Source organism: Actinosynnema sp. NPDC050436, from assembly GCF_040655415.1.
GTDB lineage: Bacteria > Actinomycetota > Actinomycetes > Mycobacteriales > Pseudonocardiaceae > Actinosynnema.
Genome location: NZ_JBFAJV010000008.1, coordinates 1 through 24,487, shown reverse-complemented (window position 1 = coordinate 24,487; position 24,487 = coordinate 1). Strand labels below are relative to the sequence as shown.

The 24,487-nt window shown below is 70.7% G+C and carries 17 protein-coding genes; 5 read left to right on the top strand and 12 right to left on the bottom strand.

Annotated features, from left to right (window positions below):
- Positions 1-2 precede the first annotated feature (2 nt).
- Positions 3-2,282: a family 78 glycoside hydrolase catalytic domain gene (locus AB0I60_RS20220; RefSeq protein WP_360731903.1), complete on the bottom strand. Its 2,280-nt coding sequence runs from the start codon at positions 2,280-2,282 to the stop codon at positions 3-5.
- Between the two features lie 287 nt (positions 2,283-2,569).
- On the opposite strand from AB0I60_RS20220, the gene AB0I60_RS20215 reads away from it, so the two are divergent.
- Genes AB0I60_RS20215 through AB0I60_RS20205 form a run of 3 tightly spaced genes read left to right on the top strand, consistent with a single transcriptional unit; the run spans position 2,570 to position 6,575 of the window.
- Complete coding sequence (locus tag AB0I60_RS20215; RefSeq protein ID WP_360731902.1) at positions 2,570-5,740, top strand: RHS repeat-associated core domain-containing protein; 3,171 nt, start codon at positions 2,570-2,572, stop codon at positions 5,738-5,740.
- Positions 5,741-5,760: 20 nt separating this feature from the next.
- Positions 5,761-5,952 carry a hypothetical protein gene (locus AB0I60_RS20210; protein ID WP_360731900.1) on the top strand — a complete coding sequence of 64 codons (192 nt, stop codon included), beginning with the start codon at positions 5,761-5,763 and terminating at the stop codon, positions 5,950-5,952.
- 26 nt (positions 5,953-5,978) lie between these two features.
- Positions 5,979-6,575, top strand: a complete 597-nt coding sequence (locus tag AB0I60_RS20205) for a GNAT family N-acetyltransferase (RefSeq protein WP_360731899.1) — start codon at positions 5,979-5,981, stop codon at positions 6,573-6,575.
- A gap of 405 nt (positions 6,576-6,980) precedes the next feature.
- Here AB0I60_RS20205 and AB0I60_RS20200 read toward each other — a convergent pair whose 3' ends face one another.
- Both AB0I60_RS20200 and AB0I60_RS20195 read right to left on the bottom strand, forming a co-directional pair.
- Positions 6,981-7,229: a hypothetical protein gene (locus tag AB0I60_RS20200; RefSeq protein ID WP_360731898.1), complete on the bottom strand. Its 249-nt coding sequence runs from the start codon at positions 7,227-7,229 to the stop codon at positions 6,981-6,983.
- Positions 7,230-7,261: 32 nt separating this feature from the next.
- Entirely contained in the window at positions 7,262-7,702 is a 441-nt protein-coding gene (locus AB0I60_RS20195; protein WP_360731896.1) for a hypothetical protein, read from the bottom strand.
- 284 nt (positions 7,703-7,986) lie between these two features.
- Between AB0I60_RS20195 and AB0I60_RS20190 the strand changes: the two genes are divergently transcribed.
- Positions 7,987-9,399: a pyridoxal phosphate-dependent aminotransferase gene (locus AB0I60_RS20190; protein WP_360731894.1), complete on the top strand. Its 1,413-nt coding sequence runs from the start codon at positions 7,987-7,989 to the stop codon at positions 9,397-9,399.
- A 45-nt stretch (positions 9,400-9,444) separates the two neighbouring features.
- Here the strand turns inward: AB0I60_RS20190 and AB0I60_RS20185 are convergent, their stop codons facing one another.
- The gene (locus AB0I60_RS20185; RefSeq protein ID WP_360731893.1) at positions 9,445-9,948 is read right to left on the bottom strand and encodes a GyrI-like domain-containing protein; all 504 of its coding nucleotides are present in this window, start codon (positions 9,946-9,948) and stop codon (positions 9,445-9,447) included.
- Positions 9,949-10,075: 127 nt separating this feature from the next.
- Between AB0I60_RS20185 and AB0I60_RS20180 the strand changes: the two genes are divergently transcribed.
- Positions 10,076-10,993: a glycosyl hydrolase family 18 protein gene (locus AB0I60_RS20180; protein ID WP_360731891.1), complete on the top strand. Its 918-nt coding sequence runs from the start codon at positions 10,076-10,078 to the stop codon at positions 10,991-10,993.
- A 27-nt stretch (positions 10,994-11,020) separates the two neighbouring features.
- Here the strand turns inward: AB0I60_RS20180 and AB0I60_RS20175 are convergent, their stop codons facing one another.
- The 8 genes from AB0I60_RS20175 to AB0I60_RS20140 all read right to left on the bottom strand — a co-directional run bounded on the left by AB0I60_RS20175 (position 11,021) and on the right by AB0I60_RS20140 (position 24,187).
- Positions 11,021-11,920, bottom strand: coding sequence for a sterol desaturase family protein (locus AB0I60_RS20175; protein ID WP_360731889.1), 900 nt, complete (start codon positions 11,918-11,920; stop codon positions 11,021-11,023).
- A 26-nt stretch (positions 11,921-11,946) separates the two neighbouring features.
- Positions 11,947-13,122 (bottom strand): helix-turn-helix transcriptional regulator, encoded by a 1,176-nt coding sequence (locus tag AB0I60_RS20170; protein ID WP_360731887.1) that lies wholly within the window; start codon positions 13,120-13,122, stop codon positions 11,947-11,949.
- Between the two features lie 318 nt (positions 13,123-13,440).
- Positions 13,441-14,475: a hypothetical protein gene (locus tag AB0I60_RS20165; RefSeq protein ID WP_360731885.1), complete on the bottom strand. Its 1,035-nt coding sequence runs from the start codon at positions 14,473-14,475 to the stop codon at positions 13,441-13,443.
- 150 nt (positions 14,476-14,625) lie between these two features.
- Positions 14,626-15,117: a hypothetical protein gene (locus tag AB0I60_RS20160; RefSeq protein WP_360731883.1), complete on the bottom strand. Its 492-nt coding sequence runs from the start codon at positions 15,115-15,117 to the stop codon at positions 14,626-14,628.
- A gap of 1 nt (position 15,118) precedes the next feature.
- Positions 15,119-21,265 (bottom strand): RHS repeat-associated core domain-containing protein, encoded by a 6,147-nt coding sequence (locus AB0I60_RS20155; protein ID WP_360731881.1) that lies wholly within the window; start codon positions 21,263-21,265, stop codon positions 15,119-15,121.
- Between the two features lie 430 nt (positions 21,266-21,695).
- The gene (locus AB0I60_RS20150) at positions 21,696-22,073 is read right to left on the bottom strand and encodes a hypothetical protein (RefSeq protein ID WP_360731879.1); all 378 of its coding nucleotides are present in this window, start codon (positions 22,071-22,073) and stop codon (positions 21,696-21,698) included.
- A 106-nt stretch (positions 22,074-22,179) separates the two neighbouring features.
- Complete coding sequence (locus AB0I60_RS20145) at positions 22,180-23,466, bottom strand: cation:proton antiporter (RefSeq protein WP_360731878.1); 1,287 nt, start codon at positions 23,464-23,466, stop codon at positions 22,180-22,182.
- 139 nt (positions 23,467-23,605) lie between these two features.
- Entirely contained in the window at positions 23,606-24,187 is a 582-nt protein-coding gene (locus AB0I60_RS20140; RefSeq protein ID WP_360731876.1) for a DinB family protein, read from the bottom strand.
- Between the last annotated feature and the right edge of the window lie 300 nt (positions 24,188-24,487).

Genomic DNA, 24,487 nt, shown 5'->3' with positions numbered 1-24,487 from the left:
GGCTACCGGGCCGGGAACACCGGGTCGGTGCTCGTGAACCGGTGGGTGCCGTCGCCGACCTCGTGCACCGGCACACCGGGCAGGTCCAGTTCGGCGGTGACGCCGGCGGGCACGGTCACCTCGGCCGCGAACCGCCCGTCCGGCGTGACCTCCCAGTCCACCGCGACCCGGCCGTGCACGGTGTCCAGCGCGGTGCGCGCCCACGTGATGCTGCCGCCGGGGCGCGGCGCCACCCGGACCGCGCGGTAACCCGGTGCGGCCGGGGCGATGCCACCCACCGTCCGGTGCACCCAGTCCGCCACCGCGCCGAACGCGTAGTGGTTGAAGCTGACCATGTCACCGGGGTTGACCGAGCCGTCGGGCAGCAACGCGTCCCAGCGCTCCCACACCGTCGTCGCGCCCATGTCGACGGCGTAGAGCCACGACGGGCGCTCGCGTTGCAGCAGCAGCCGGTAGGCGTCGTCCAGGTGGCCGGTCCGGGTCAGCGCCTCGGTGACGAACGGGGTGCCGGCGAACCCGGTGGCGATCCGGTGGCCGTTGTCCGCGACCAACGCCGCCAACCGGTCCCCGGCGCGCTGCCGCACCGGCTCGTCCAGCAGGCCGAAGCAGATCGCCAGGGCGTAGACGGTCACCGCGTCGCTGTGCACCGTGCCGTCCTCGCGCACGTAGTGCTCGGTAAAGGCGGCACGGGTGCGGTCGGCCAACGCCGCGAAGTGGGCGGCATCGTCGGCGCGTTCCAGCACCCGGGCGGCGTCGGCGACCGCCCGCGCGCTGCGGTACAGGCACGCCGTGGCGACGACACCGGGATCGGCCTTGGCCAGCAACGGGTTCTCCGGCGGCGCGGTCGGGTCCAGCCAGTCGCCGAACTGGAAACCCCTGTCCCACAACCCGGTGTCCGACAGCAACGACTCCACTCGGCGCACGTGGGCGGCCATCGAGTCGAACGCCTCGGCCAACACCACCGGATCGCCGTAGGCCCACCACAACGCGTCCGGCACCCACACCGCCGCGTCGCCCCACACGGCCGTGCTCTCCTGCTCCGGCCACCCCGGCACGTTCAGGTACTTCAGCACGTCCGGCACCACGAACGGCACCCGTCCCGCCGCCCGGGACTGCTCGGCGGCCAGGTCGGCGAGCCAGTCGCGCAGGAAACCCCGCACGTCGAACAGGAACGCGGCGGTCGGCGCGAACAGTGCGATGTCACCGGTCCACCCCAACCGCTCGGCGCGCTGCGGGCAGTCCGTCGGCAGGTCCAGCGCGTTGCCCCGCGCACTCCACACCACGTTGCGGTGCAGCTGGTTCAGCGCCGGGTCGCTGCACTCGAACGTGCCGGTGCGGCGCAGGTCCGAGTGCACCACCACGGCGACCACCGAGTCCTCGGTCAGCTCACCGGGCCAACCGGTCACCTCGGCGTACCGGAAGCCGTGGAAGGTCGCGGTGGGCTCGAACCGGTCGTCGCCGCCGGAGAGCACGAACCGGTCGGTGGCCTGCGCGCCGCGCAGCGTGCGGGTGACGATCTCGCCGCCCTCCACCACCTCGGCGTGCCGGACCGCGATCGTCGCACCGGCCTCGCCGCGCACCGCGAACCGCATCCAGCCCACCAGGTTCTGGCCGAAGTCGACCAGCGTCCGCCCGGCGGGCGAGGTCCACACCCGCACCGGCCGGACCTCCTCGTGGCGGACGACCGGCGGACCCAGGCGCGGCACCAGCACCTCGTGCCGGAAGTCCTGGACGTGCACGCCGACCCAGCCCGCGTTGCTGAAACCGGGCCGCTGCCAGGAGTCGTCGACCAGCCGCGCGTCGACGGTCTGGCCGTCGTAGAGGTCGTTGGCGAGCACGGCGGACGGCCCCGACCGCCACGACTCGTCGGTGACCACGGTCTGCCGGTGGCCGTCGTCGTAGGTGATCTCCAGTTGGGCCAGCACCCCCAGCTCGTCCCCGTAGAGCGCGCGCCGGCCGGTGTCGCCGAGCCGACCCCGGAACCACCCGTTGGCCAGCTCCACCCCGAGCACGGCGGTGGGTCCGGCGGCGCGCAGCAACCCGGTCACGTCGTAGGTGCGGTACCGCAGTCGCCACTCGTAGCTGGACCAACCCGGCGCCAGCACGTCGTCGCCGACCGGCGTCCCGTCGACCCGGGCGGTGAACACCCCGCGCGCGGTGGCGTGCAGCTCGGCGCGGACCACCTGCTCGTTCCCCCTGTCCAACGTGAACTCCTTGCGCAGCAACGGCGCCCCGGCGAAGTCCTGATCCGGGCCGATCATCGCGGCCGTCCAGCTCGGCACCACTGTCGTCCTCCCTCGGCCGGACCGCGCGCGTCCCACCCGCCCGGTCCGGCGGCCATGACCGCACTGGCACTTGCCCTCCCACGATGCCCGAAAGCGCGGACACGAGTCGGCCGGTGGGACAGGGCCCTCTCCGACGCTGGACGGCACCATTGAGCTGATCGAGGGATTTGCCGCAACGGTACTGGCCGGCATCGCAAATCCCTGCGTAGCGTCATTCCCGGTCGGGGCGTCGGAGTGCCGGGGGTGCACTCACGGGACGCGCCCCGCCATGGGGGGTCGTGCACATGCCCGGAATCGTCCGCACCCGTCACCGCGCCTGGGCGTCGACAGCGGTCGCCGTGCTCGCCGCGAGCGTGCTCGCGGCGGTCGCCGCCCCGCAGGTGACCGCGCAGACCGGAAACGGACCGGCCGGGGACGGACCTGCCGGGACCTCCCAGGCGTGGCAGGCACCTCCGGAGGTGAACCGGACCGCCGCAGGCGGCGCACCACCGGGCAGCGCGTGGCGTGACCGGGCCGGGTCGGCGCAGCGGCAGGTGGGTGCGACGGGGTTGGCCGACTGCGGCAACCGGACCGGCCTGCGCCCGTTCTACCCGTTGCAGCGGTTCCGGGTCAGCGACCGGATGGAGATCCTGGTCAACCTCTCCAGCGGCAACCTGGTCGTCACCCAGGACGACTTCACGCTGCGCGGCACCGGGCAGCACCTGGCGATCAGCCACGTCTACAACAACCTGGTGCCCACCCGGGGTTCGTTCGGGTTGGGCACCACCATGTCCGTGGGTGCCGACGTCGGCCTCGCCTTCTCCGGCAACGACGTCGTCCTGCACGGGCCCAGCAACTACTGCGCCACCTACACACCCGCAGCGGGCGGCAGCTACACCGCGCCCAGCGGGATGGACGCCGACCTGCGCAAGGAGCCCGACGGGACGTTCACGCTGACCTTCGACTCCTCCGAGGACGAGTGGCGGTTCACCGCGTCCGGCTGGCTCACCTCGCAGACCGACCGCAACGGCAACGCCAACACCTACCACTACCACGGCAACGGCACGCTGGCCTCGATCACCGACTCCCAAGGCCGGGTCACCACGGTCACCAGCGACGGCAACGGGCTGATCACGAAGATCGTGGACCCGACCGGCACGGACGTCGGCCGCTACACCTACGACACCGATGGTCGGATGACCTCCTTCGTCGACAGGCAGGGCAACACGGTCACGCTGGAGTGGGACTCGGCGTGGAACCTGGTGTCCACCACCGATCCCTCCGGCAACGCCTACCGCTTCACCTACGACGCCCAGGACCGCGTCACCAAGGTCTCGGTGCCCAACAGCGCGGGCCCGCTGCACACCACGTTCACCTACCAGGCGAACGCCACCGTCGTGGTCGACCCGAAACAGTACGCGAGCACCCACCACTTCGACGCCGAAGGCAGGCAGACCAAGGCGGTCGACCCGCTCGGGCACGAGCAGTCCCGGACGTGGACCGCCAACAACGACGTCCAGACGACCACCGACGGGTTGAGCAACCAGAGCGAGAACACCTACGACTCGCTCGACAACCTGATCGGCACCAAGCTGCCCACCGGTGCCACGAACACCATCGGCTACACCAGCACCGCGCACCCGCACTCGCCGACGTCTTTCAAGGACCCGGCAGGCCGGGAGGTGACCCGTGAGTACGACACGGCGGGCAACCTCACCAAGGTCCGCTCTCCCGCGCTCAACGCCGACCTCGACGTGCGCACGTACAACTCTCCCAAGGGAACGCTGGCCACCGCGCGCAACGGCAACGGCAAGACCACGTCCTTCGGCTACGACGCGGCGGGCAACCTGACCTCGGTCACACCGCCCGCCCCGATGGGGCAGACCAGGTACAGCTACGACTCGCTCTCCCGCATCGTGCAGGTGACCGACGGCCGAGGGCACAAGATCGGCTACGACTACGACGCGTTCGACCGCGTCGTCCGGGTGACCGACGACAGCAGTGGCGACGCGACCCTGATGGAGTTCTGGTACGACCACCAGGGCAACCTGATCCGCAAGGCCGCGCCGACCTGGAGCACTTACTACTCCTGGGACCGGTACCCGGCGTTCAACCAGGTCCGCACCGCCGAACGCAGCCAGGGCGGGAACAGCGAGCACGTCACCTACGACTACGACGACGCGGGCAACCTGGACAACGTCTGGACCAGCGAGACCGGCCAACCGCTGCTGTTCTTCTACGACGCAGCCAACCGGCTGATCAAGCTGACCGACCCCGGCGTGCAGGACACCACGTTCGGCTACGACGACGCCGACCGCCGCACGTCGACCACCTGGCCCGGTGCCGGCACCCAGACCACCGCCTACGACAACTCCGGCCGGCAGACGGGCATCACGGTCAAGAACCCCGCCGGCACGGAGACGTTCAAGGCCACCTACAGCTACACGCCCGCAGGCGGCGGGGACAGCGACCTGGTGCAGTCCAAGACCGTCGCCGGGACCACCACCGCGTTCGAGTACGACCCGTTGCGGCGGTTGACGAAGGCAGGTGCGGACACCTTCGCGCACGACCTGGCCGACAACCTGACCACCCTGGCGGGCACCGCCTTCACCGTCAACGACGCAGACCAGTTCACACAGGCCGGACCGTCATCGGTCGGCTTCGACGCCGCAGGCAACCCGACCAGTCGCACTTCCCCGTCGGAGACCTACACCTACAGCGCCACCAACCAGCTTCTGACCGCGACCAGCGGCGGTACCGAGGTGTACCGGGCGGGCTACGACAGCCTGGACCAGACCCAGCCGCGCTCGATCACCGAGAAGGTCGGGGCCACCACCGCCACCCACGTGTTCGGTCAGACGGCGCTGGGCGCGATGTGGGTGAAGGAGAACGGCGCCACCACCACCTACAGCCGTGACCCGCGCGGCACGCCGATCACCGTGCGCACCGGCAGCGGTGCCCGGTACAACGCCGTCACCGACCACCAGGGCAGCGTCCTCGGCCTGGTCGACACCGCCGGGAACCTCGCGGCGACCTACACCTACACGCCGTACGGCAAATCCACCGCGACCGGCCCGGCCGCAGACGCCAACCGCCTGCGCTACCTGGGCCAGTACGAACTCCAACGCGGCGAGCTGCTCCTGGGCTACCGGTACTACAACCCGGCGTGGGGCCGGTTCACCCAGCCCGACCCGACCGGCCTGGAGCGCAACCCCTACGCGTACGGGCAGAACGACCCGGTCAACAACAGCGACCCCACCGGTGCCTACAGCCACTCGGACTTCGAGGACGACCTCGGCGTGGTCGGCGACTGGGCCCAGGGCGGCGCGGCTCTCGGCAGCGGCGTCGGCCTCGGTGCCTGCATCTTCGGCCCCGTGGGGTGCGGCACCGGAACGGGCGTCGGTGCCGGGGCGGGTGCCGCGCTGGGTGCGATCGCCGGCACGTTCTACGTGATCGGGAAGCGGGTATTCGACTGACACCACCCAGGGGAGGACAGATGACGGACCGCGTGAAGACGACGCTGGCAATACTGGGTTTCGTGCTGGCCGCCGTGGTGGCCGGAGTCCTCGGCGGCTACGTCGAGGCGCGCGCCGGCGTGTCATGGCTGAAGTGGGTGCTGCTGGCCGCAGTGGTGGTCCCGGCCGTCATCCTGTTCCTGCGCCGAATTGAAACCAGGCAGAAGCAGTAGGCCGTGGTTGGGGTCGAGTAACGCAGTTGCGCACGCCGGCCACCGGCCAGCAGGGTGAGGACGTGCAGCCACAGAAAGACGAACCCGTAGGCAGCCAACCGCCCACCCGCGCCCGGAACGCCTGCACCATCCGCGAAGCACAGGACGACGACTGGCCCCAGATCTGGCCGATCGTCAGAGATGTCGTCACCGAACAGCAGACCTTCGCCTACAACCCGACCATGAGCGAGCGCGAAGCCAAGCAACTCTGGCTCCTGCCCGCCCCGGCCCGAACAGTCGTCGCCGCCGACCCCACCCGAGTACTGGGCACCGCGAACATGTACGCCAACCGCCCTGGCCCGGGAAACCACATCGCGTCCGGCAGCCTGATGGTCGCCAAGCACGCACGAGGCGCGGGAGTCGGCCGTGCCCTCGTCACCGACATGATCACGTGGGCGCGGCGGGAGCGGTTCGCGGCCATCCAGTTCAACGCCGTCGTGGACACCAACACCAGCGCCATCCACCTCTACGAAAGCCTGGGCTTCACCACCCTCGGCACCGCCCCCGGAGCCTTCCACCACCCCGTCGAGGGAATGGTCGGCCTCCGCATCATGTGGTTGGACCTGTCGGCGAGCACGCCGTGATCGACAGCGGATCACGCCATCGCGGCCACCCGGTCGAACAACAATCGCCGGGTCCGCCACCCCCTGGAGGATGCCGGGCCTGCGGCGGCCCGTGCTCAGCTGGTCGGACGGTTCATCGGCCACGGCGAGGGTGGGACGGATGAAGAAGCTGTTCGGCATCGTCGTCGCGGCACTGCTCACAACCGCCCTCTGCACGCCGGCCGTCGCGCACGCCGATTCCGTGCCACCCGGCGCAGCTTCGACCTCTGCGCAGCTCCGAGTCCCGGAGACGTGGTCCCGCGAAGTCCCCGCCGGCTACACCTACGTGAACTACCGGCTCAACGCGAGCTGCCGCGACGGGCGGGAGTACGACATCGGGGTGCCGACCGACATGCTGTGGGCCTGCACACTCCTGACCACGTTCACCTACACGAGCAGCCGGTACAGCGCGGCCTGGGCGGGAAGGTCCGCCGGCAGTCGGCCGGGTGCCACACCCAGCGCGTCGAGGAAGCCCCGCACCGCTACCGCAGGGTCGAGGGGGTGCCCGTCGTGGTGGAAGCCGCGCAGGTCCACGAACAGTTGCCCGTCCGGGAAGTGGTCGGCGTGGCGATGGGCCCAGTGCAGTGCCAACCATGCCTTGCCGATCCCGCCGGCCCCGCCCAGCGCGGTGATCACGGCCGTGCCCGCAGGCTCGCCGTCGACGGGCGTCAGCGTGTGGTCCAGGGCGGAGAGGTGCTGCTCGCGCCCGACGAACGCTGCCGGTGCCCCGGGCAGTTGTCGCGGCACCGCAACACCGCTGCCGGGTGCGACCGGGTCGGCGGCTGGTCGAGCATCCGCAACCGGATGCGCTGGGCGGACGGACAGCGATCGTTGTGCTCTCGCAACGCATCCGCCAGTGCTCCCGTCAGCACCTGCACGAGCGGTGCCTTGACGTACTCCGGCGGGATCAACGCGAACAGGCCGTCACCCCGGTCCTCGTGGTAGCTCCCCTCCCACGCCACCCCCGCCGCGCGCAGGCCGCCGACCACCAACCGGTACAGCGCCGACCGGGTTCCCACCTGGTGGGGCAGCGTCCGGAGCGGGTCGCCGAACCCCTCCACGTCCACCACGACGATCGTGCGGTGAACGGCCTGACCGGGTCCCGTCATCCAACCCTCCGCGGTGACCTTCCGGGACTGCCAGTCTGCCCAGCTGCGCGGTGACGTGCTCGGTCAGCGCGAGAACTGCGGACATCCCCGTCCGACGCGGTGGTCGGCACCGAGAGACCGACGACGGTGACCGGTTGTCACGGGAGTGAACCGTAGGGCGACTTCGCCGTCCCGACCGGGTGGACGTCGATCGGCGGCCGGGGATGGGGCGTCCGGTTTGCTTCCATGGCCGGGGAATCGGGCCGGGATCCGCCGGTCGCAGCCGCCCCGACCGAGAGGTGATCATGACTGGACGGCAGGACCTCACAGCGGCACTCGCGGCGTTGTCCTCGGTCGACCGCGAAGCGCTCGCGCGCGTGCCGGACGAGGAGCAGCGGTCGGTGCTGTTCCGCGAGCTGCTCGCCGGACAGGGGATATCAGGGCCGGACGACCTGTCGGTCGCGGAGAACGTGCTGGTGTACCCGGAGTTGCGCGAGGCCGTGTTCGCCCGGCTGCCCCCGTTGCCCGAGCGCAACACCCGGTACTTCCCCGGGATCGGCACGCCGGGGTTGCGCAAGGCGGTGGCCGACCGCCTCGGGCGCAGCCTCGGCGCTCCGATCTCGCAAGACGACGTGTTCGGCGCGGCCGGGGTGTCGGGCGCGCTGGCGTCCATCGCGGCGGGTCTGCAACTGGAGGGCGGGCCGGTGCCGCGAGGCAGCTCGGTGCTCCTGCCCGCGCCGTTCTGGCAGGGGTTCTACTGGTGCTTCGACCAGCAAGCGGGCCTGAAGTGCCGACCGGTGCACCTGGCCGACCGGGACACGTTCCAGCCGACCCTCGACGACCTCAAGACCGCCTACCGCGAGAACCCCGACGCCAAACTGCTGGTGCTCACCAACCCGCACAACCCCCTCGGCTACAACTACGACCCGGCGCTGCTCGAATCCGTCTACGAGTGGGCACTCGGCAGCACCGACCTGCACATCATCTCCGACGAGATGTACTGCCACTCGCAGTTGGAGGCCACGCCCGTGCCGTTCGCCAGCGCCCTGGCACTGGAGGCCACGGCCGCCGCGCCCGACCGGGTGCACGTGGTGTGGGGGTTCGCCAAGGACTTCGGGCTGTCCGGTTTCCGCGCCGGCTTTCTGATCTCACGGTCGCCGTGGGTGCACCGGGCGATGCTCGGCGACCGCGCGAACCGGCGGAACTCGTTGGGCTGGTTCAGCCCGTACGACTCGCTCAAGCACTTCTTCACCGAAAGCGTGCTGGCTGCGGAGGACCACACCTTCTGGGAACGCGTGATGAGGCTCTACCGGCGCCGGCTCACCGAGTCGTTCGAAGCGGTCGCGCGCGTGCTGGACGTGCACGCCATCCGGTACGTGCACCGCCCCGACTCCAATTCCACCCAGTTCTTCTGGCTGGACCTGCGGGAGTTCCTGGCCGTCCCACCCGACGACGGACCGGCCGACGACGGACCGGCCGCCGCGACGTCGACCCCGATCCTGTTCGGCGACGGCCGTTCCTGGGACCCGGAGACGTACCTGGCCAACGACATCGCCGACCACGCGGGCGTGAAGCTGTTGACCGGCACCGAGCTGAGCTGCTCCACACCGGGCTACTACCGGCTCTGCTTCACCGCGTTGGACCGGGACCGCGTGGTCGACGCGGTGGAGCGGATGTGCCGGTACCTGATCAGCCGCCCCCGCCTCGGACCGTCCTGAGCGGAGAACCCGCCATCGGGTGCACCACAGAGGGATGGCAGTCGCTCAGGCGCTGTCGTCGGCGAGGAGGATGTTCAGCTCGACGCGCCACTTGGTCTTCATGCGTTCGGTTCGGGGGTCGGTGAGGTACGCCTCGTACCGGCACGCGAAGTGGTCGCCGGCGGACTCGTTCCACCTGTCGGGCTTGATGCCGTTGTCCCTGACCCATTCGACCAGCGCGCGGTTGGCGCGACGGGCGTGGTTGACGTAGGTGAGTGAGGCGTACCGGCCCGCCGGCAGGACGCCCGCGCGCACGCGGTCGTCGCCGTCGAGCGGGTCAGGGACGACGGCTCCGACCTCGACGTCCATCGGGCCGTCCATGTCGATCACGTGCAGCCGGAAGAACAGAGGGCCGACGTCGGGCACGCCGCGCTCGTCCAGCCAGGCGTAGAGCTCGTCCATCAGCTCGTCGCGGACGGCGAACATGCCCCGGAACGGCGTGACGACCCGGATGCCCACGTAGTGGCTCGCGGGTTTCGACACGATCCCCGGGCCGGTGACGATCTCCACGTGTGCACGCTAGCACTGCGGCAGCGCTCGTCGGCGTTCATCCGGCCGGGCGACACTGCGGTAGCTGCACCGGGTGGCCCTGATGCGGATGCGGTACCGCGCCCGCCACCGGGCGAATCCGACGGCCATGACGAACGCCAAGCACACCACCCTGTACTACCAGACCCACTTCGTGAAGGACGGCAAGGCCGAACACCTGGTCTCGCCGCTGGCCCTCGTGACCAACGACGCCGGGGTCACCGACCTCAACCTCGGCGCCGTCCACCTCAACGACCTCGACAGCGACAAAGAGAAGCACACCCCGCTCACCATCAACGACACCGTGCCCGAAGCGGACCAGTTCAAGCCGATGTGGGAGGAGGTGGAGCAGATCCAGGCCAACCGGAGTGCCCAGCGGATGAAGGTGCACGCGTTCGTCGGAGGGGCCGCCGAAGGGACCTTCACCCGGCTGGAGAAGGACTTCGGCCGCTACTACCCGCTGCTCCGGGACTTCCTGGCCAAGTACCACTTCGACGGTGTCGACCTCGACATCGAGACCGAGGGCAGGAAGATGAAAGACCCCACCCAGGCGGTCGGGAAGGTGATCGACCAGCTCTGGCAGGACTTCGGCCCCGGGTTCCCGATCTCCCTGGCACCCGGTGCGACCGAGCTGATCGAGGACAAGGGTGGACTGTCGTACGTGAAGTACCGGGACCTGTACCGCTCGCACGGCAGCAAGATCGCACGGTTCCACGCGCAGTTCTACTGCGGCTGGGGTTCCATGTCCACGAAGGACGACTACCTGGGGGTGGTCCGGGACAGTGGAATCCCGGCCGACAAGATCGTGGCCGGCGTGGTGACGCAGCGCGACCACTGCGAAGGTGCCGGGTACGTCGGCCTGGCCGATCTCAAGAAGGTGATCGCGGCGGTGGAACAGGAGTGCCCCGGTTTCGGGGGCGTCTTCGGCTGGGAGTACCACCGCTCCGGCGAGAGCGACGGCACGCAGTACCGCGACAAGCCGTGGCTGTGGGCGAAGGAAGTCTCGACAGCTCTGCGCGGCGACTGAGCGGCCGGCACGCTCCGCGACGCGTGGTCACCTCGCCGCCCGCTTCCGGTCGGCCTGCTCGGCGGGTTTCGTCTCGCAGGCACCGGAGGCGCGGAAGGGTTCGGCGAGCTGGGCCAGGTACGCGGTGGGGTAGTCGGGTTTCGCGGCCATCCCCAGTTGGTCGGAGGTGAAGCGCCGCGCCGGGTCGTAGGAGAAGGTGCCGAGCAGGTGGTCCCACGTGAGGGTGAACAGCCCGAAGTTCACGTCGCCGACGCCGGCCCACTTCAGGTGGTGGAAGCGGTGACCCTCGTTGAGCGCGAGCACGTACTTCAGCGCCCCGACGCGGTAGTCGGCGTTGGAGTGCTGGAGCAGCAACTGCACGGCGACGGCGAGGGCCAGCGCGGACGCCACGTCGACCGGCAGGCCGATGAGGATGAGCGGGGCGACGCCGGCGCTGGTCTCCAGCGTCTGGTGCAGGGGGTGCTTCATCAGACCGTTGAAGCCGTAGAAGCGCTTGATCGAGTGGTGGACGGCGTGGAAGCGCCACAGCACGCCGATCTTGTGGCTGGCGTAGTGGACCATCGTGATGCCCAGGTCGGCGATCAGCACCGCAGCCAGCACCTGGAACACGAACGGCCACGAGTGCGGCCACAGGTCGGCGACGGTGACGGTGGCCGCCAGCACCGGGATGACACCCACGCTGACGAGCAGCAGCAGCTCGTTGACGCCGGCATGGGCGACGTCACGGCCGCCGTCCCCGGACGGGCTGTTCCACTCCGCCTCGTAGGGCAGGAGCCGTTCGGCGGCGAACGAGCAGCCGATCGCGGCCGGCAGCAGGCCCACCAGCCACAGCTTGGAGGCACCGGAGGCGGCCAGGGCGATGGCGACACCGTTGACGCCGAGCAGCATGAACGGCACGTAGCCGTAGCGGACGACAGGCTTCAGCATGGGCACCAGCGTCGCGGACACCGATCCTATCGGGCTTGGATGGATCCGCTGGACTGCGATCGCGGGCCCGTCGGGAGGCAGGCGGTCGGGCGCACGAGGTGCACCAGGTGGGAGGGGGCCAGGCCGAACATCTCGTGGCAGACGCGGGTCAGGTGGGAGCTGTCGGCGAAGCCGGCGGCGTGCGCGGCCTCGGTGAGCGTGGCACCGCCGCGCACCGCCTCGATCGAGTGCAGCAGGCGGGCCCAGCGCCGCCAGGCCGGGAACGGCAGCCGCAGGTGCTCGGCGAACAGGTGCCCCAGCCGGCTGGCCGACACCCCGATCCGGGCGGCCAGCTCGCCCAACAGCAGCGGCCCGCCGATGAGCTGGGGGACCGCCTCCAGCGCGCGGGCCAGCACGCGGGGGAACCCGGTCGGGTCCGCGACCGGCCCGATCGAGCCCAGCACGTCCGGCAGGGTCGCCGGGCCGTGGACGGCGGCGGCCAGCGGCCGGGCGGCGATCTGCCAGGTGCTCACGGTGCTCGCGTCGCCGGCCGTGGCGATGCGGGCACAGGCCGCGCGCGCGGCGGGGTGGGCCGGGTCGAGGTAGGCCAGCAGGCCCCGGGCACCGGGGGAGGCCCGCAGGCCGTGCCGGACCCCGGCCGGGATGATCGCGGCCTCCGCCCGGCACCGGTGGCCGTGCCGGTCGGTCAGCACCACCTCGCCGTCGGACACCAGGAGGACCTGCACGGCGGCGTGCGCGTGCGGTTCGGCCGACCCGATCGCGCCGGTGAAGGCGAGCAGGCCCGGGGTCGCCGAGGCCGTGCCCGCCCACCGCGCTGCCTGCGCCTGCTCACCCCACGGCATTCCCGGCCCTCCCACTCGCGTCGCCACCCCTCGCAACGTAGCGCTGAGTAGCGGGCGTGGCTTCCTCCGACCGGTCATCCCGACATCGCGCCGTACAGAGCCGCGAGCGCTGCGTCGAGCGGGTGGGGTGCCGCCGGGCGTCTCCATCGGGTACAGGTCCAGCCCGTAGTCGATGACCTTGCCCTCCTGGGAGACGACGCGGACGGTGCGTTGCGTCTCCACCAGCGTCGACGGGCGGACGACCTCCCCGGCGAACAGCACGTCGCGGTCCCTCAGCTCGGCGAACAGGTCCGGCATCCCGGCGCGGTGGACGTTCTCGACGGCGGCGCCCGGCTTCGCCGGGTCCAGCGGATTTCTCACGACAGGCGCCCTTCCGTCTTCCCCAGGGCGGGCACCGCGTCGACCGCCCACCGAGCGGTTCTCATGGCCGCGCTGATCGCCGCCGACGCCGGGTCGACATCCTCGCCCCGGAGGAGCACGACCGGGGCGTGGAACTGTTCCGCCTCGGAGCCGACCGCGAGGCGGCGTTCGAAGAGGTCCTCGCCGCCCACCTCGCCCACATCGAGACCGCCACCCGGTGATCGACCACCTGCCGGTCCGACTCGCCGACGACCGGGCGTCCCACCGGTCGGCGTGGACGCCCGGTCGCCGGGTGGGCGGTGCCCGCTGCGGGATCGGTCAGTCGATCGGGCGGCGTCCGATCTCCAGGCGCGGTTCGGCGTCGTTGTCGTGGCGGGTCACCACGAACAGCGTGCGCCGGTCCTCCGACCAGGCCAGGCCGCGCGGTTGGACGGTCTCACCGCTGTCCAGGGCGAAGGTGCGCACCGGGGTGGCACCGCCCACCTCGTAGACCAGGACGTCGTTGCTGTCGGTGGTGAGCGCGCCCGTTGCCACGTGCGTGGCGTTGGGGGACAGCGCGACCGCCGTGGGACGCGGACGCGTCGCGTACGCGCCTCGACGTGCCAGGTCGGCCGTGGCGAACGCCTCCACCCGGTCACGTGACCCGGCCGCGCTGAACAGCGTCGCCCCGTCCGGGGTGACGTCGAGGTCGGTCAGGCCGGCCCCGACCGCGTCGGTGGTCGCGCCCGCCGTCAACGCACCACCGGACACGGTGTAGACCTGCACGGACGACTGGCTCAGCGCGAGCTGCCCGGCCACCAGCGGGCCGGTCGCGGCCTCCGAGGACGCCAGCAGCGGAGCCCGCTGGAACCGGGCCGCGCCCTGCTGCTCGCCCTGCACGGGCTGGGCGGCGGCCGGGTCGAGCCGGCCGATCTTGCCCGACCAGTTGCCGTCGACGCAGCCGTAGCCGAACCACACCACCTCGCCGGTGCGGGCCAGGTGCGTGGGGCAGGTGCCCGCGCCCGTCGGGTACCGGGTCGTCTCGGCCAGGGTCGTGGTGTCGAGCACCGAGATGCCGTCGCCCGCCGACAGCGCCACGTACAGCCGGGTGCCGTCCGCGCTGAGCTGCAACCCGTCCGCGCCGGGCTGGTTCGCGACGGTCGCGCGGACCCGACCGGAGAAGTCGGTGACCACGATGCCGTTGGACGACGCCCCGCCCGAGATGAACACCCGCTGGTGCGCGCTGTCCACCGCGATGTCGCCGAAGCCGGACAGCGGCAGCCGCTGCGCCGCCGACGCCGGCGCGACCACGGTCACGGCGGTGGCCGCCGCCAGGACGACGGCTCCCAGTCCGGTGAGAATGCCCCGTTTCATGCTGACCCCCTGTGTTGTTCCGGTCGTGCTCGATGACGGCCGGGATCCCGGCCGTGCCCGACCGGCCGTGCCCATCCCGGCCGGGTCGTCCCCAGCCGGGGCCTCGATGACTGTGCCCGGCGGGAGACGCCCGGCACGCCCGTCGGCCGCTCAGCGCGTCGTGCGCAGGCAGTCCTTGAGGAGGTCGAGGACCTCTCGGGCGAAGTCGCTCTCGGCCGGGTCGGCCGCGGTGACCAGCGTGACCGCGAAGGTCTCGCCGGACACCACCTCGGCCGGGTACGTGTCGGTCCCCGGCCGACCTTCCGCGCCCGTGGGCCACTCTTCCACCACCCGGACCGCCACCTCGGTCGCGGCGCGGTGGTAGTACAGCGCGATCGGGCTCTCGCCCGCCGCGTCCACGACGTAGCCGGACTGCTCCTGCGACCGCCGCATCGGCTCGTCGCGGACCAGGTAGACCTCGCCCTCCGGGTCGCCCAGCACGATCCCGCCGGACCGCCACGGCGCGTAGCCGGCGTCCTGGTCGGCGCTGACCGAGACCAGCAGGTCCGGCCAGCGCGCGGCGATCCGGTCGACGAACTCCCGGACGCCCCAGACCCGCACGCGGAAGCTCAGCAGGTGGGTGTCGAACCCGGTCAGTTCCACGTCACGGACTCCATCCGGCCCTGGTCCCGGCGTAGCGGACGTCCGACCTCGGCACGGTCAGGTCGGTGGGGCTGTACTGCACGTACGACCCGCGACCACCGCGCAGCGGTCGGATCTTGTGCTGGTCGACCATGAAGTCGATCACGTGCGTCGCCTTCGAGTTGACCATCCCGATCTTACCGAGGTCGACCTCGCCGGGCGACTTGTTGGTGACGTAGACGCCGTGCGGGTTGCCCTTCTTGGGGCTCGACGACTTGAAGGTCAGGTCCTTGCCCGAGGTGATGCCGCCGAAGCTCTTCTTGTCCGTGTAGTGGAACACCCGGACCTTGCCGTCGCCACCGCCGGCCGCACCCGCCGGGCCACCGCCCTTGCCGCCGCCGGAGCCGCCGCCGCGACCACCCCCGCTACCGCCGTCGGCGGTCTTGGTGGCGCTGGTGCCGCCGCCGTTCGCGGCCTTGCCGCCGCCCGAGCCGCCACCGGACGCCTTCTTCCCGCTCGACGCCGTGCCGCCGGCCTTGCCGCCACCGCCGCCCGACGGCTTGCCGCCGCTCGCGCTCCCGGCCTTGGGCGCTGGTTTCGGGGCGGGGGCCGCTTTCGCGCCGTTCGACCCCGCGTCCGCCGCCTTGCTCGCGGTCTTGGCCGCGCTCTGCCCCGCGCCCGACGCCTTCGCCGCGCCCTGGGCCGCCTCCGCGCCCTTGACCGCGTACTTCCCGGCCTTGACCGCCGTCGCGCCCCACCCGGCGAAGGGAACCGCGGCGGCGGCGGACAGCGCCGCGTTCGCGTGGTCGCCCTCTGCGGCGTACCAGGCCGCGTTCGCCAGGTCGGCGGCCTCGCCGACGCCCGGGATCACCCCCGCCACGTCGAGCGCGGTGTGGCCGAGGTCCTTGGCGTTGTCCTTGACCCAGTCGGCCGCGTCGTCCAGCCACCCGTGGCCGTCGATCTCCACCTGCGACAGGGGGTTGCCCGCGCCGAAGGCGTACCGGTTGTTGGTCCACGGGTCGGTGGTCATGCCCAGGTCGGCGAGCGCCCCGTTGTACAGGTCCAGGGTGAGGAACCGGTTGAGGCCCGGCGAGTAGTCCCGGAACCCCATGTCGTAGGTGCCGGTGCTCTTGTCGTGCCGGGTGGTGTTGAACCGGTAGGAGTTCTCCTCCGGCTTGTCCGGGTCGGCCTGGTCCGGCTTGTCCGCGCCGGAGAACTCCTTCTCGTCGTCCTTGCCGTAGGCGGTGTAGCCGTAGGTGGACTTGGTGTCGCCCTTGTCGTCGGTGACCTGCTCGACGTCGGAGTGCGGGTTGAACCCGTAGACCGAGTCCTCCTCCTTGCCGTCGTCGCCGTACTTGACCTGGGCGAGCAGCTCGCCGTCGTTGGAGTACTGGTAGGACTTGCGCAGCTTGCCGTCCTCGTCCTCGGTCAGCACCTGGTCGGACAGCCCGAGGTAGTGGAACGCGGTGGTCTTGTCGCCCTCCGCCCGGGTCTGCTGCCGGTCCAGCGGGTCGTAGGTGTACTTGGTCGTCTTCGACCCCGCGCCCTCGCCCTTGACGTGCTCCACCTTGCGGTCGAAACCGTCGTAGGTGTACTTCTCGACCTGCTTGCCGCCCTGCCGCACCTGGTGCAGCCGGCCGAACGCGTCGTACTCGTAGTCCGCGCGCTGCCCGTTCGCGGTGGAGGAGACCAGGCGGTTGCGGTCGTAGTCGAACGCGGTGTGCACGCCGTCGACCCGCTGGTCCCACACGTTGCCGTTGTCGTCGTGCTTGTACTCCTCGGTGCGGTCGCCCTCGCCGCCCTTCTTGGTCACCTTGCGCACCCGGTCGCGCGGGTCGTAGGTGTAGGTGGCGTCGGCGTTGATGGTCGCGCCGTGGTTGTCGGCGTTCTGCTTGCGGCCGTCGTCGCGGACCTTGTTGGAGTTGGCGTCGTACTCCAGGTTGTGCTCCACGACGACCTGGTCGCTGTCCTTCTTCTTCTCCAACTGCCGGCGCAGCAGGCCGTCGTGGTAGTAGGTGTAGTCGACGGTGTTGCCGTTGCTCTTGACGTGCCTGGCGATGTGGCCGCGCTCGGTGTAGGTGAACGAGTTCACCTTGCCCTGGTCGGCGTCGTCCTTCTTGTTGGTGACCTTGGCGACCAGGTCCCGCGCGTTGTACTCGTAGAGCGAGGACCTGGCGTCGAACTTGGCGGACGTCAGGTTGTCGTTCTCGTCGTAGCGGTAGTCGGTGGTGTGCTTGACCGCGCCGTTCTTGAGCTCCTCGACCTTCTCGGCCATGTTCACGCCGTTGTAGGCGATCCGGTAGGCGTCGACGGGGGAGTTCGGCGTGGAGTCGGTCAGCTCGACCAGGTTGTCGTTGGCGTCGTAGCGGTGCTCGAAGACCTTCTTCTCGTCGTCGGCGTCCGCGCTGTTGTCGCGCACGAGCTGCACGGCGTCGGCCGCGACGGTGCCGTCGGCCTTGCCGGACAGGGTGATGGTGCGCACCGGGCCCGCCGACATGGCGTACTTGCCGAGGCTGGTCCACTCGCCGGCCCGCCGGCTCTGGTCCACCCGCGCGGTGCTCTTGCCGCCGTCGTGCTCCACGGTGTACGTGGCGTCCGTGGCGGTGGCACCGGGCTGGCGCACCAGCACCTCGTAGGTGCCGTCGGTGGGGACGGCGGCGCTCCAGTCGAACGTGGCGTCGTCGGCCTCGGTGGTGCGGTAGGCGGTGCCCTGGAAGCCCTTCGCGGACTGCTCGTCGCGCCACTCGCCCTTCGCCCGGGTCCGGGCGCGGTCGGCGTTGTCGACCACGACGACGCTGCGGCCGACCGGCACGCCCTCGTCCGAGCGCTTCCTGAGCTTGCCGTCCGGGAAGTACTCCCAGGTCTCCACGCGCTGTGCCCCGCCGCCGGCGCTGGTCACCGTGCGGTTGGCCTGCTGCCCGGTGGCGCTGTAGTCGTAGGCGGTCTTGATGTCCCACGGGTCGGTGGACGTGCGCAGCCAACCGTTGTCGTAGTACGTCTGCCTGGTGACGTTGCGGACCGACTCGCCGTGCGACGGCGGTGCGCTGATCTCGACGGGGTCGCCCGCCTCGTTGTACGTGCGGATCGTGCTGACCGGCGTCTTGTGCTCGGGGTCGTCCGGGTCGAAGGGCAGGACCTCCTCGCGGACCCGGTTCAGCTCGTCGTAGACGGTCTCGGCGACGAAGTCGTCCGGCTTGTCCGGCGTGTCCACGCCGCGCGGGTTGACCGTGCGGGTCAGGTTGCCGACCTGGTCGTACTCGTAGCGGGTGGTGAAGTACCGGATCGTTCCGCCGTCGTCGCCGTGCGGCGAGCGGACCTCGACCTGCAACGCGCGCTCGTCCAGCGTGATGAGCGTTTCCCGGCCCTGCTCGTCGGCGTTGGCGACCACGTTGCCGTCGAGGTCGTAGCGGGTCCTGGTCGAGTGGCCGTCGGCGTCGACCGTCCCGGTCACCTGGTGGTTGGCGTCGAAGGTGTAGCGCGTGGTGTAGTCGTCCGGGTCGGGCGTCTTGTTCTTGCGGGCGTCGACCTCCTCCACCACGTTGCCGACGTCGTCGTACTCGACGCTGATCACGTTGCCGTGGCCGTCCTCGGACCGCACCAGCTGGTCGACCTCGTCGTAGGTGAACCGGTAGGCGAAGTCGTCCGGGTCCTGGGTGGTGAGCACGCCCTTCGGCTCGGTCTGCCGGATCAGGTTGCCCACCGCGTCGTAGGCGAACGCGGTCAGCTTCTCCGGGCTCCCGGCGTCGTCCTTCGGCGCGTACACGCCGACCTGCTGGTCCATCTCGTCGTAGACCATGCGCGTCACCGCGCCGTTGGCCGCTGTGCTGGTCACCACGTTGTCGTTGCGGTCGTAGCGCGGACCGGGCGTGACGATGTGCACGCCGGCCGCCTGGTCCTTCGGCACCCGGGAGTCCAGCGGGCGCTTGAAGACGTCGTAGGTGTAGGTGCTGGTCTTGCCGCGCTGGTCGGTGACCGAGGTGACGTTGCCGACGTCGTCGTACCGGTAGGCCGTGGTGCAGTTGAGCGCGTCGGTGATCAGCCTCGGGAAGCCGTTGGCGTCGTAGTCGCCGTAGGTGGTGGTGTGGCCGTTGGCGTCGGTCTGCTTGATCAGGTGACCGAAACCGTCGTAGGAGTACCGGGACGTGTAGTCGTTCTGGTCGGGGGTCGCGGTGCCCTTCGGGTCGGTGACGGCGACCAGGTTGCCCTTGTCGTCGTAGGTGAAGACCCACTTGCGGCCCTCGGGCGTGACCTTCTCCACCAGGTCGGCGACGTGCCCGTCCAGCTCGGTGCGGTAGCCCAGGCGGGTCGCCGGCCCGCCGGTGCGGTTCGCCTCGCCGTCCCGGATCTCCAGCGGGAAGCCGGTCTTCTGGTCGTAGGACCAGGTCTGCGTCGCCCCGTTGTTCTCCACCAGCCGGATGACGTTGTTGTCGGCGTCCCAGGTGAGCCGCGTGGTCTCGTTCCGGGCGTTGACCAGCCGCTCGGTCCGGCCGTAGCCGTCCAGCGAAGTTCGGGTGGTGTGCCCGTTGCCGTCGACCAGCGTGGAGTCGACCTTCGAGCCGCTGTCACCGTCCGCGTCGGTGTAGTCCAGGCTCGACGCCGCACCGCGCCGGTCGGTGACCGTGCGGACGTTCCACTTCCGCAGCGCATCGCCGGCTGCGGTGAAGTAGTCGATCCGGGTGGTGCCACCGTTCGGGTCCACTGTGGACAGCAGCTTGGCGCTGTCCTCGTCGTAGAAGAACGTGAACGGCTTGGCGTCCGGGTTGCCCAATCCGTCGACCACCTCGCCGAGGTGGCCCTTGTCCGTGTAGGTGAAGGCCACCACCCGGCCGGAGACGTCGGTGACCGACTTGAGCTTGTTGACGATGAACAGGTTGTCCAGGTCGGTGCCGGTCAGCTTCCGGCCGCCCACGATGTAGGAGAAGACGTCCCCGCGCTGGTAGTAGTCCAGCGACAGCACGCGCCGACCGGTGGCGTCGGTGACGTGCTTGAGCACGCCGGTGTTGCGGTTGCCCAGCAGCGCCCGCTCGTAGGTGAACGACATCGCGTTGCCGCTCTTGTCCACAGTGGACGTGTGGTAGCCCTGCGCGTCGAAGAAGAACTGCGTCCGCTCCGGCGTGGTGAACACCCACCGCCGGTCGTCCGGGCCGCCCGGCAGGTGTTGCAGGTACAGGTGCACGCCGGCGGGGGAGTCGTAGGTCCACCGCCGGCTGTCGCCGCTGTCGTGCTTGTCCAGCTCGAACTCGTGGCCGGTGCCGTCGCCGTCCACCAGGGTCACCGAGGTCGGCCACCCGAGCAGGCCCGGCAGCAGCCCGCCGAACTCCAGCGGCGTGCCCAGGCGGTTCAGCGTCGACGCGGTGACCGACCAGCCGTACCCGGCGTAGGCGTCCGAGGTGTCGGAGGAGTTGTAGGACAGGCGCAGGAACCCGGCCAGCCCCTGGCTGGGGTTGGTCAGCACGTCGTAGTTCCACACCGCGTTGCCGGAGAACTGGTTGACCGACAGGTTCCCGCCCGCGCCGGTCGGCACCCCGGCGTAGGAGTAGAACTGCTCCAGGCCGAGCTGGTCGGAGGTCGGCTTCTCCACGCGGACGTCGAGGTCGAGCGCGGGCACGCCGGCCGTGTCGGACAGCCACTTGCGGGTGCTGGTGTCGTAAACGTCCCAGTGCAGGGCGAACTGCTCGCGCTCGTTGCCGATGTCGGCGAGGGTCGGCGCCTTCACCCGCGCGTCCAGCGCCACGTTCGCGCCGGGTGCGAGGTCCGCCGGGAAGGCGGTGTCCAGCCGGGTCCCGGCCGTGGCGTCGGTGCCGTTGGGCAGCGTCCAGCGGTAGGACAGCACGTGCCGGCCCGCCACCAGCGGCTGTGCCGTCGTGTTGGTGACGCCCACCCGCACCCGGTGCTCGTCGCCGGGGATCATCCGTCGCGGGGTCTCCGGGGCGGAGTACGCGCCGGCGGCCTGGTCGGCGAGGACCGGTCTGCCCTCGGGGGCCTGGGCGGTCAGGGCGGCCGTCGTCGGCGCGGCCGACACCTGGGTGCACCTCGGTGACGGTGGTGCGGCCTGCCTGGCACCCGCGTGGGTCGCGGCACCCGCAGCCGGCACGGGCACGAGCCCGGCCGACACCAGCGCCACCAACGAGGTGGCAGACCAGAACAGACGTGCTTTCCCCTTGTTCACGCAATTCCCCCCGCGCCGTTGTCACCAAGCGCGTTCGCACCGCCGCTGCGGTCACCGGAACTGAGGTCACCGGTCCTGGCGGGCACGCCTGGCGGGCGTTCGTGGATCCCCCCGCGAACACCCCTCGGTCACACCGGACCGCAGATCCCCACCCGTCGGCCCTGGCGGCCATTCAAACACAGTGGCGGCTTCAGGGGATGAGCCTTCCAGGTGACGTGCTCCGACCGGAAAACGACGCAGAGTCGAACCGCAGCAGGAAATCTCCCGCCGGGAGGACAGGAATGTCCCGGTGACGATCGGAGGTCGCCCACCGTCTCATTACGAGGCCGCCGCCCATCTGAAGCAGCCGATCTCTTGCGGGTGCAGCACGGCCCGGTGGGTTCCTCACCGCGCGGTGCGGAACCCACCGGAATCCGGCGCTGATGGGATTTCAGCAAGTGATGTAAGTGGCGTGCGCGGCGGTGATGCCGTTCGCACTGATCGTGGCCCTGTACTCGTGCTGGCCCACCTTGCACGGGACGCGCAGGTAGACGTCGACGTCGCCGTACTGCGAGTAGCTGTCGAAGCGGGCTCCGTCGCGGAACATGCCCGAGGTCACCCACGTGGACGAGGAGCACGCCCCCGCCCGGACCCTGGCCCGGACCTCGGAACCCGAGCGAACCGGCTTGGAGACGCTCAACGACCGGCACGCCGCGATGGAGACGTCATCGGACGGTTGCGCCTGGGCCGCCGGCACCGATGTCACCACCATGATCACCGCACCCGCGATCGCCGCAGCCATGCTCGACTTCCGAACGAACTCCTTCACGAGATTCCCCCTCACTCGTCGGAACAGGATGGAACCCGACCCACTGTGGCCGGACGACCTGCAACGAACCTGAGGTGAACCTTGAAAGGCAGAACGGTCGAGCCGGTCACACCGGGGTCTGCGGTGCCTGGTCCGGATCGCCGTGCCGGTCCCGGGCCGCGCGGAGCCGCAGGCGATCCAAAAGCCTGATGGCCGGGGTCGCGGTGATGCCGTGGAGCACGATGGAGCCGATCACGACCAGCCCGACCACACGCCAAATCCCCTCCGGATCGGCGAACTGCCCGGCCTGCACCGCATACGCGACGTAGAACAGCGAGCCGACACCCCGCACACCGAAGAACGAGATCACGAACCGCTCACGCGGCCCCGTTTTCCCGCGCGCCAACGCGACAAGACCGGTCACCGGCCGGACGACGAGGAGGATGACCAGCGCCACCAGCACTTCCCGCCACCCGGTGCCCGCCAGCAGCCCGGTGACCGCCGCGCCGCCGAGCAGGAAGATGATCAATACCGTGAGCATCCGCTCGATCTGCTCGACGTACTGGTGCAGCACGCGGTGGTACCCGTGGGACCGCTCGCCCGCCCTGATCGTGCAGGCGCACACGAACACCGCGATGAAGCCGTACCCGCCCACCAACTCGGTGAGGCCGTAGGCGAGGAACGTCGCGGCGAGCGCGACGAAGCCCTCCGCGTGCTCGGCCAGGCGGAACTTCTCCGACGGCGCGGCGAAGAACAGCTTGCGCAGCCCCCAGCCGGCGGCCAGCCCGACCAGGAGACCGGCGGCCAGCCGCCACACCACGTCCACGGCGAGCCAGTGCGGCAGCCACTCGTCCGGGGCCGCGCCCACGATGCTGATGGCGACGGCGGCGTAGGTGAACGGGAACGCCAAGCCGTCGTTGAGCCCGGCCTCGGACGTCAGCGCGAACCGCGCCTCGTCCTCGCCCGACTCGGGGTCGTCCGGGTTCTCCGCCGGCTCGGCGACCTGGACCTCACCGGCGAGCACCGGGTCGGTCGGGGCCACCACCGCCGCGAGCAGCACCGCCGAGGCCACACCCCACCCGAGCACGCCCCAGCCCAGCACCGCGATGGCGAGCACGGACAGGGGCATCGTGATGGCCAGCAGCCGCCACGTGCTCGACCAGCGGCGCAGGCCGACCGGCCGGTTGAGCGCGAGCCCCGCGCCCATCAGGGAGATGATCACGCACAGCTCGGTCAGGTGCAGCGTCAGGGACCCGTGCTCGACGGGATCGGGATCGGGCAACGAGTCGATGACCGTGAACGCCAGCGTGCCTGCGGCCAGGAACACCATGGGCATCGAGACCGGCAGCCGGCCCAGCACCCGGGGGAGCAGGGCCGCCAACAGGGTGGCGACACCGACACTGGTGTAGGCCACGGCACCGGAACCCGCCACGACACCCCTCTCCACACGTGGGCCCGTCCGATCATCGGTTGGCCGCCGCCCGGTGAGTACCCGGCTGCGAAGACGTCAACCTCGCACTTCAGGCGGTGTGACCGGCGGCCGGGCGGACCCGTCAGGACGTGGTGGGATCGGCTGCCCTGGCCGCCTGCTCGATCGTCGCCCGCCGGTTCTCCCAGAACGCCGCATCACGTCCCGTGCCCTCGGCGGCCACCTCGATCGCACCGTCGACCTGTTCGCGCAGGATGTCGGCGTGCCCGGCGTGCCGGTTGGTCTCCGTGAGCATGTGGACCAGGACGGTGAACAGCATCACGTCCGGCCGTGGCCACCAGGGCACGTGGCCGGGCGAGTCGACGGCGAGGGCGGCGATGGTCGAGTCGGAGTGGGCCCAGACGCGCCGGTAGCGGCCGATCACCTCGTCACGTGTCTCGTGCTCGGTCACCCACAGGTCGGTACCGCGCTGTTCGAGGTCGTCCCACCGGGGGAGGGGTTCGGGGAACGGACGTCCGAAGACCTCGCCGAAGTACCGCGACTCCGACACCGCCAGGTGCTTGACCAGACCGAGCAGGTTGGTGCCGGTCGAGGTCAGGGGACGGCGCACGTCGTACTCGGACAGCCCGTCGAGCTTCCGGAGCATCACCTCACGGATCTCCCGCAGGTCGTTGTGGAGGTACTCTTTTGCGAACTCGTCGATCACGAGTACGAGGATGCACCACCACCGCCACACCCGGCCGCGAGGAACCTGCACCCGCCCCCTGCGCTCGCCCCGTGTCCGGTTCCTAGGAGCTGTTTAAGGTTTGGATCTTGGTCGGGTCCGGTGGTGTGCTGGTCGGGGCTGGTAGAACGCGGGTGTGGCGCGTTTTGATCTGACCGGTGCCGGGTGGGCGTTGATCGAGCCGCAGGTGCCGGTGGCGGCCACGGGGCCGTTGCCGCGTCGGGTGCGGGATCAGTTCAACGGGGTCCTGTGGCGGTTTCGCACCGGGTGGGGTTGGCGTGA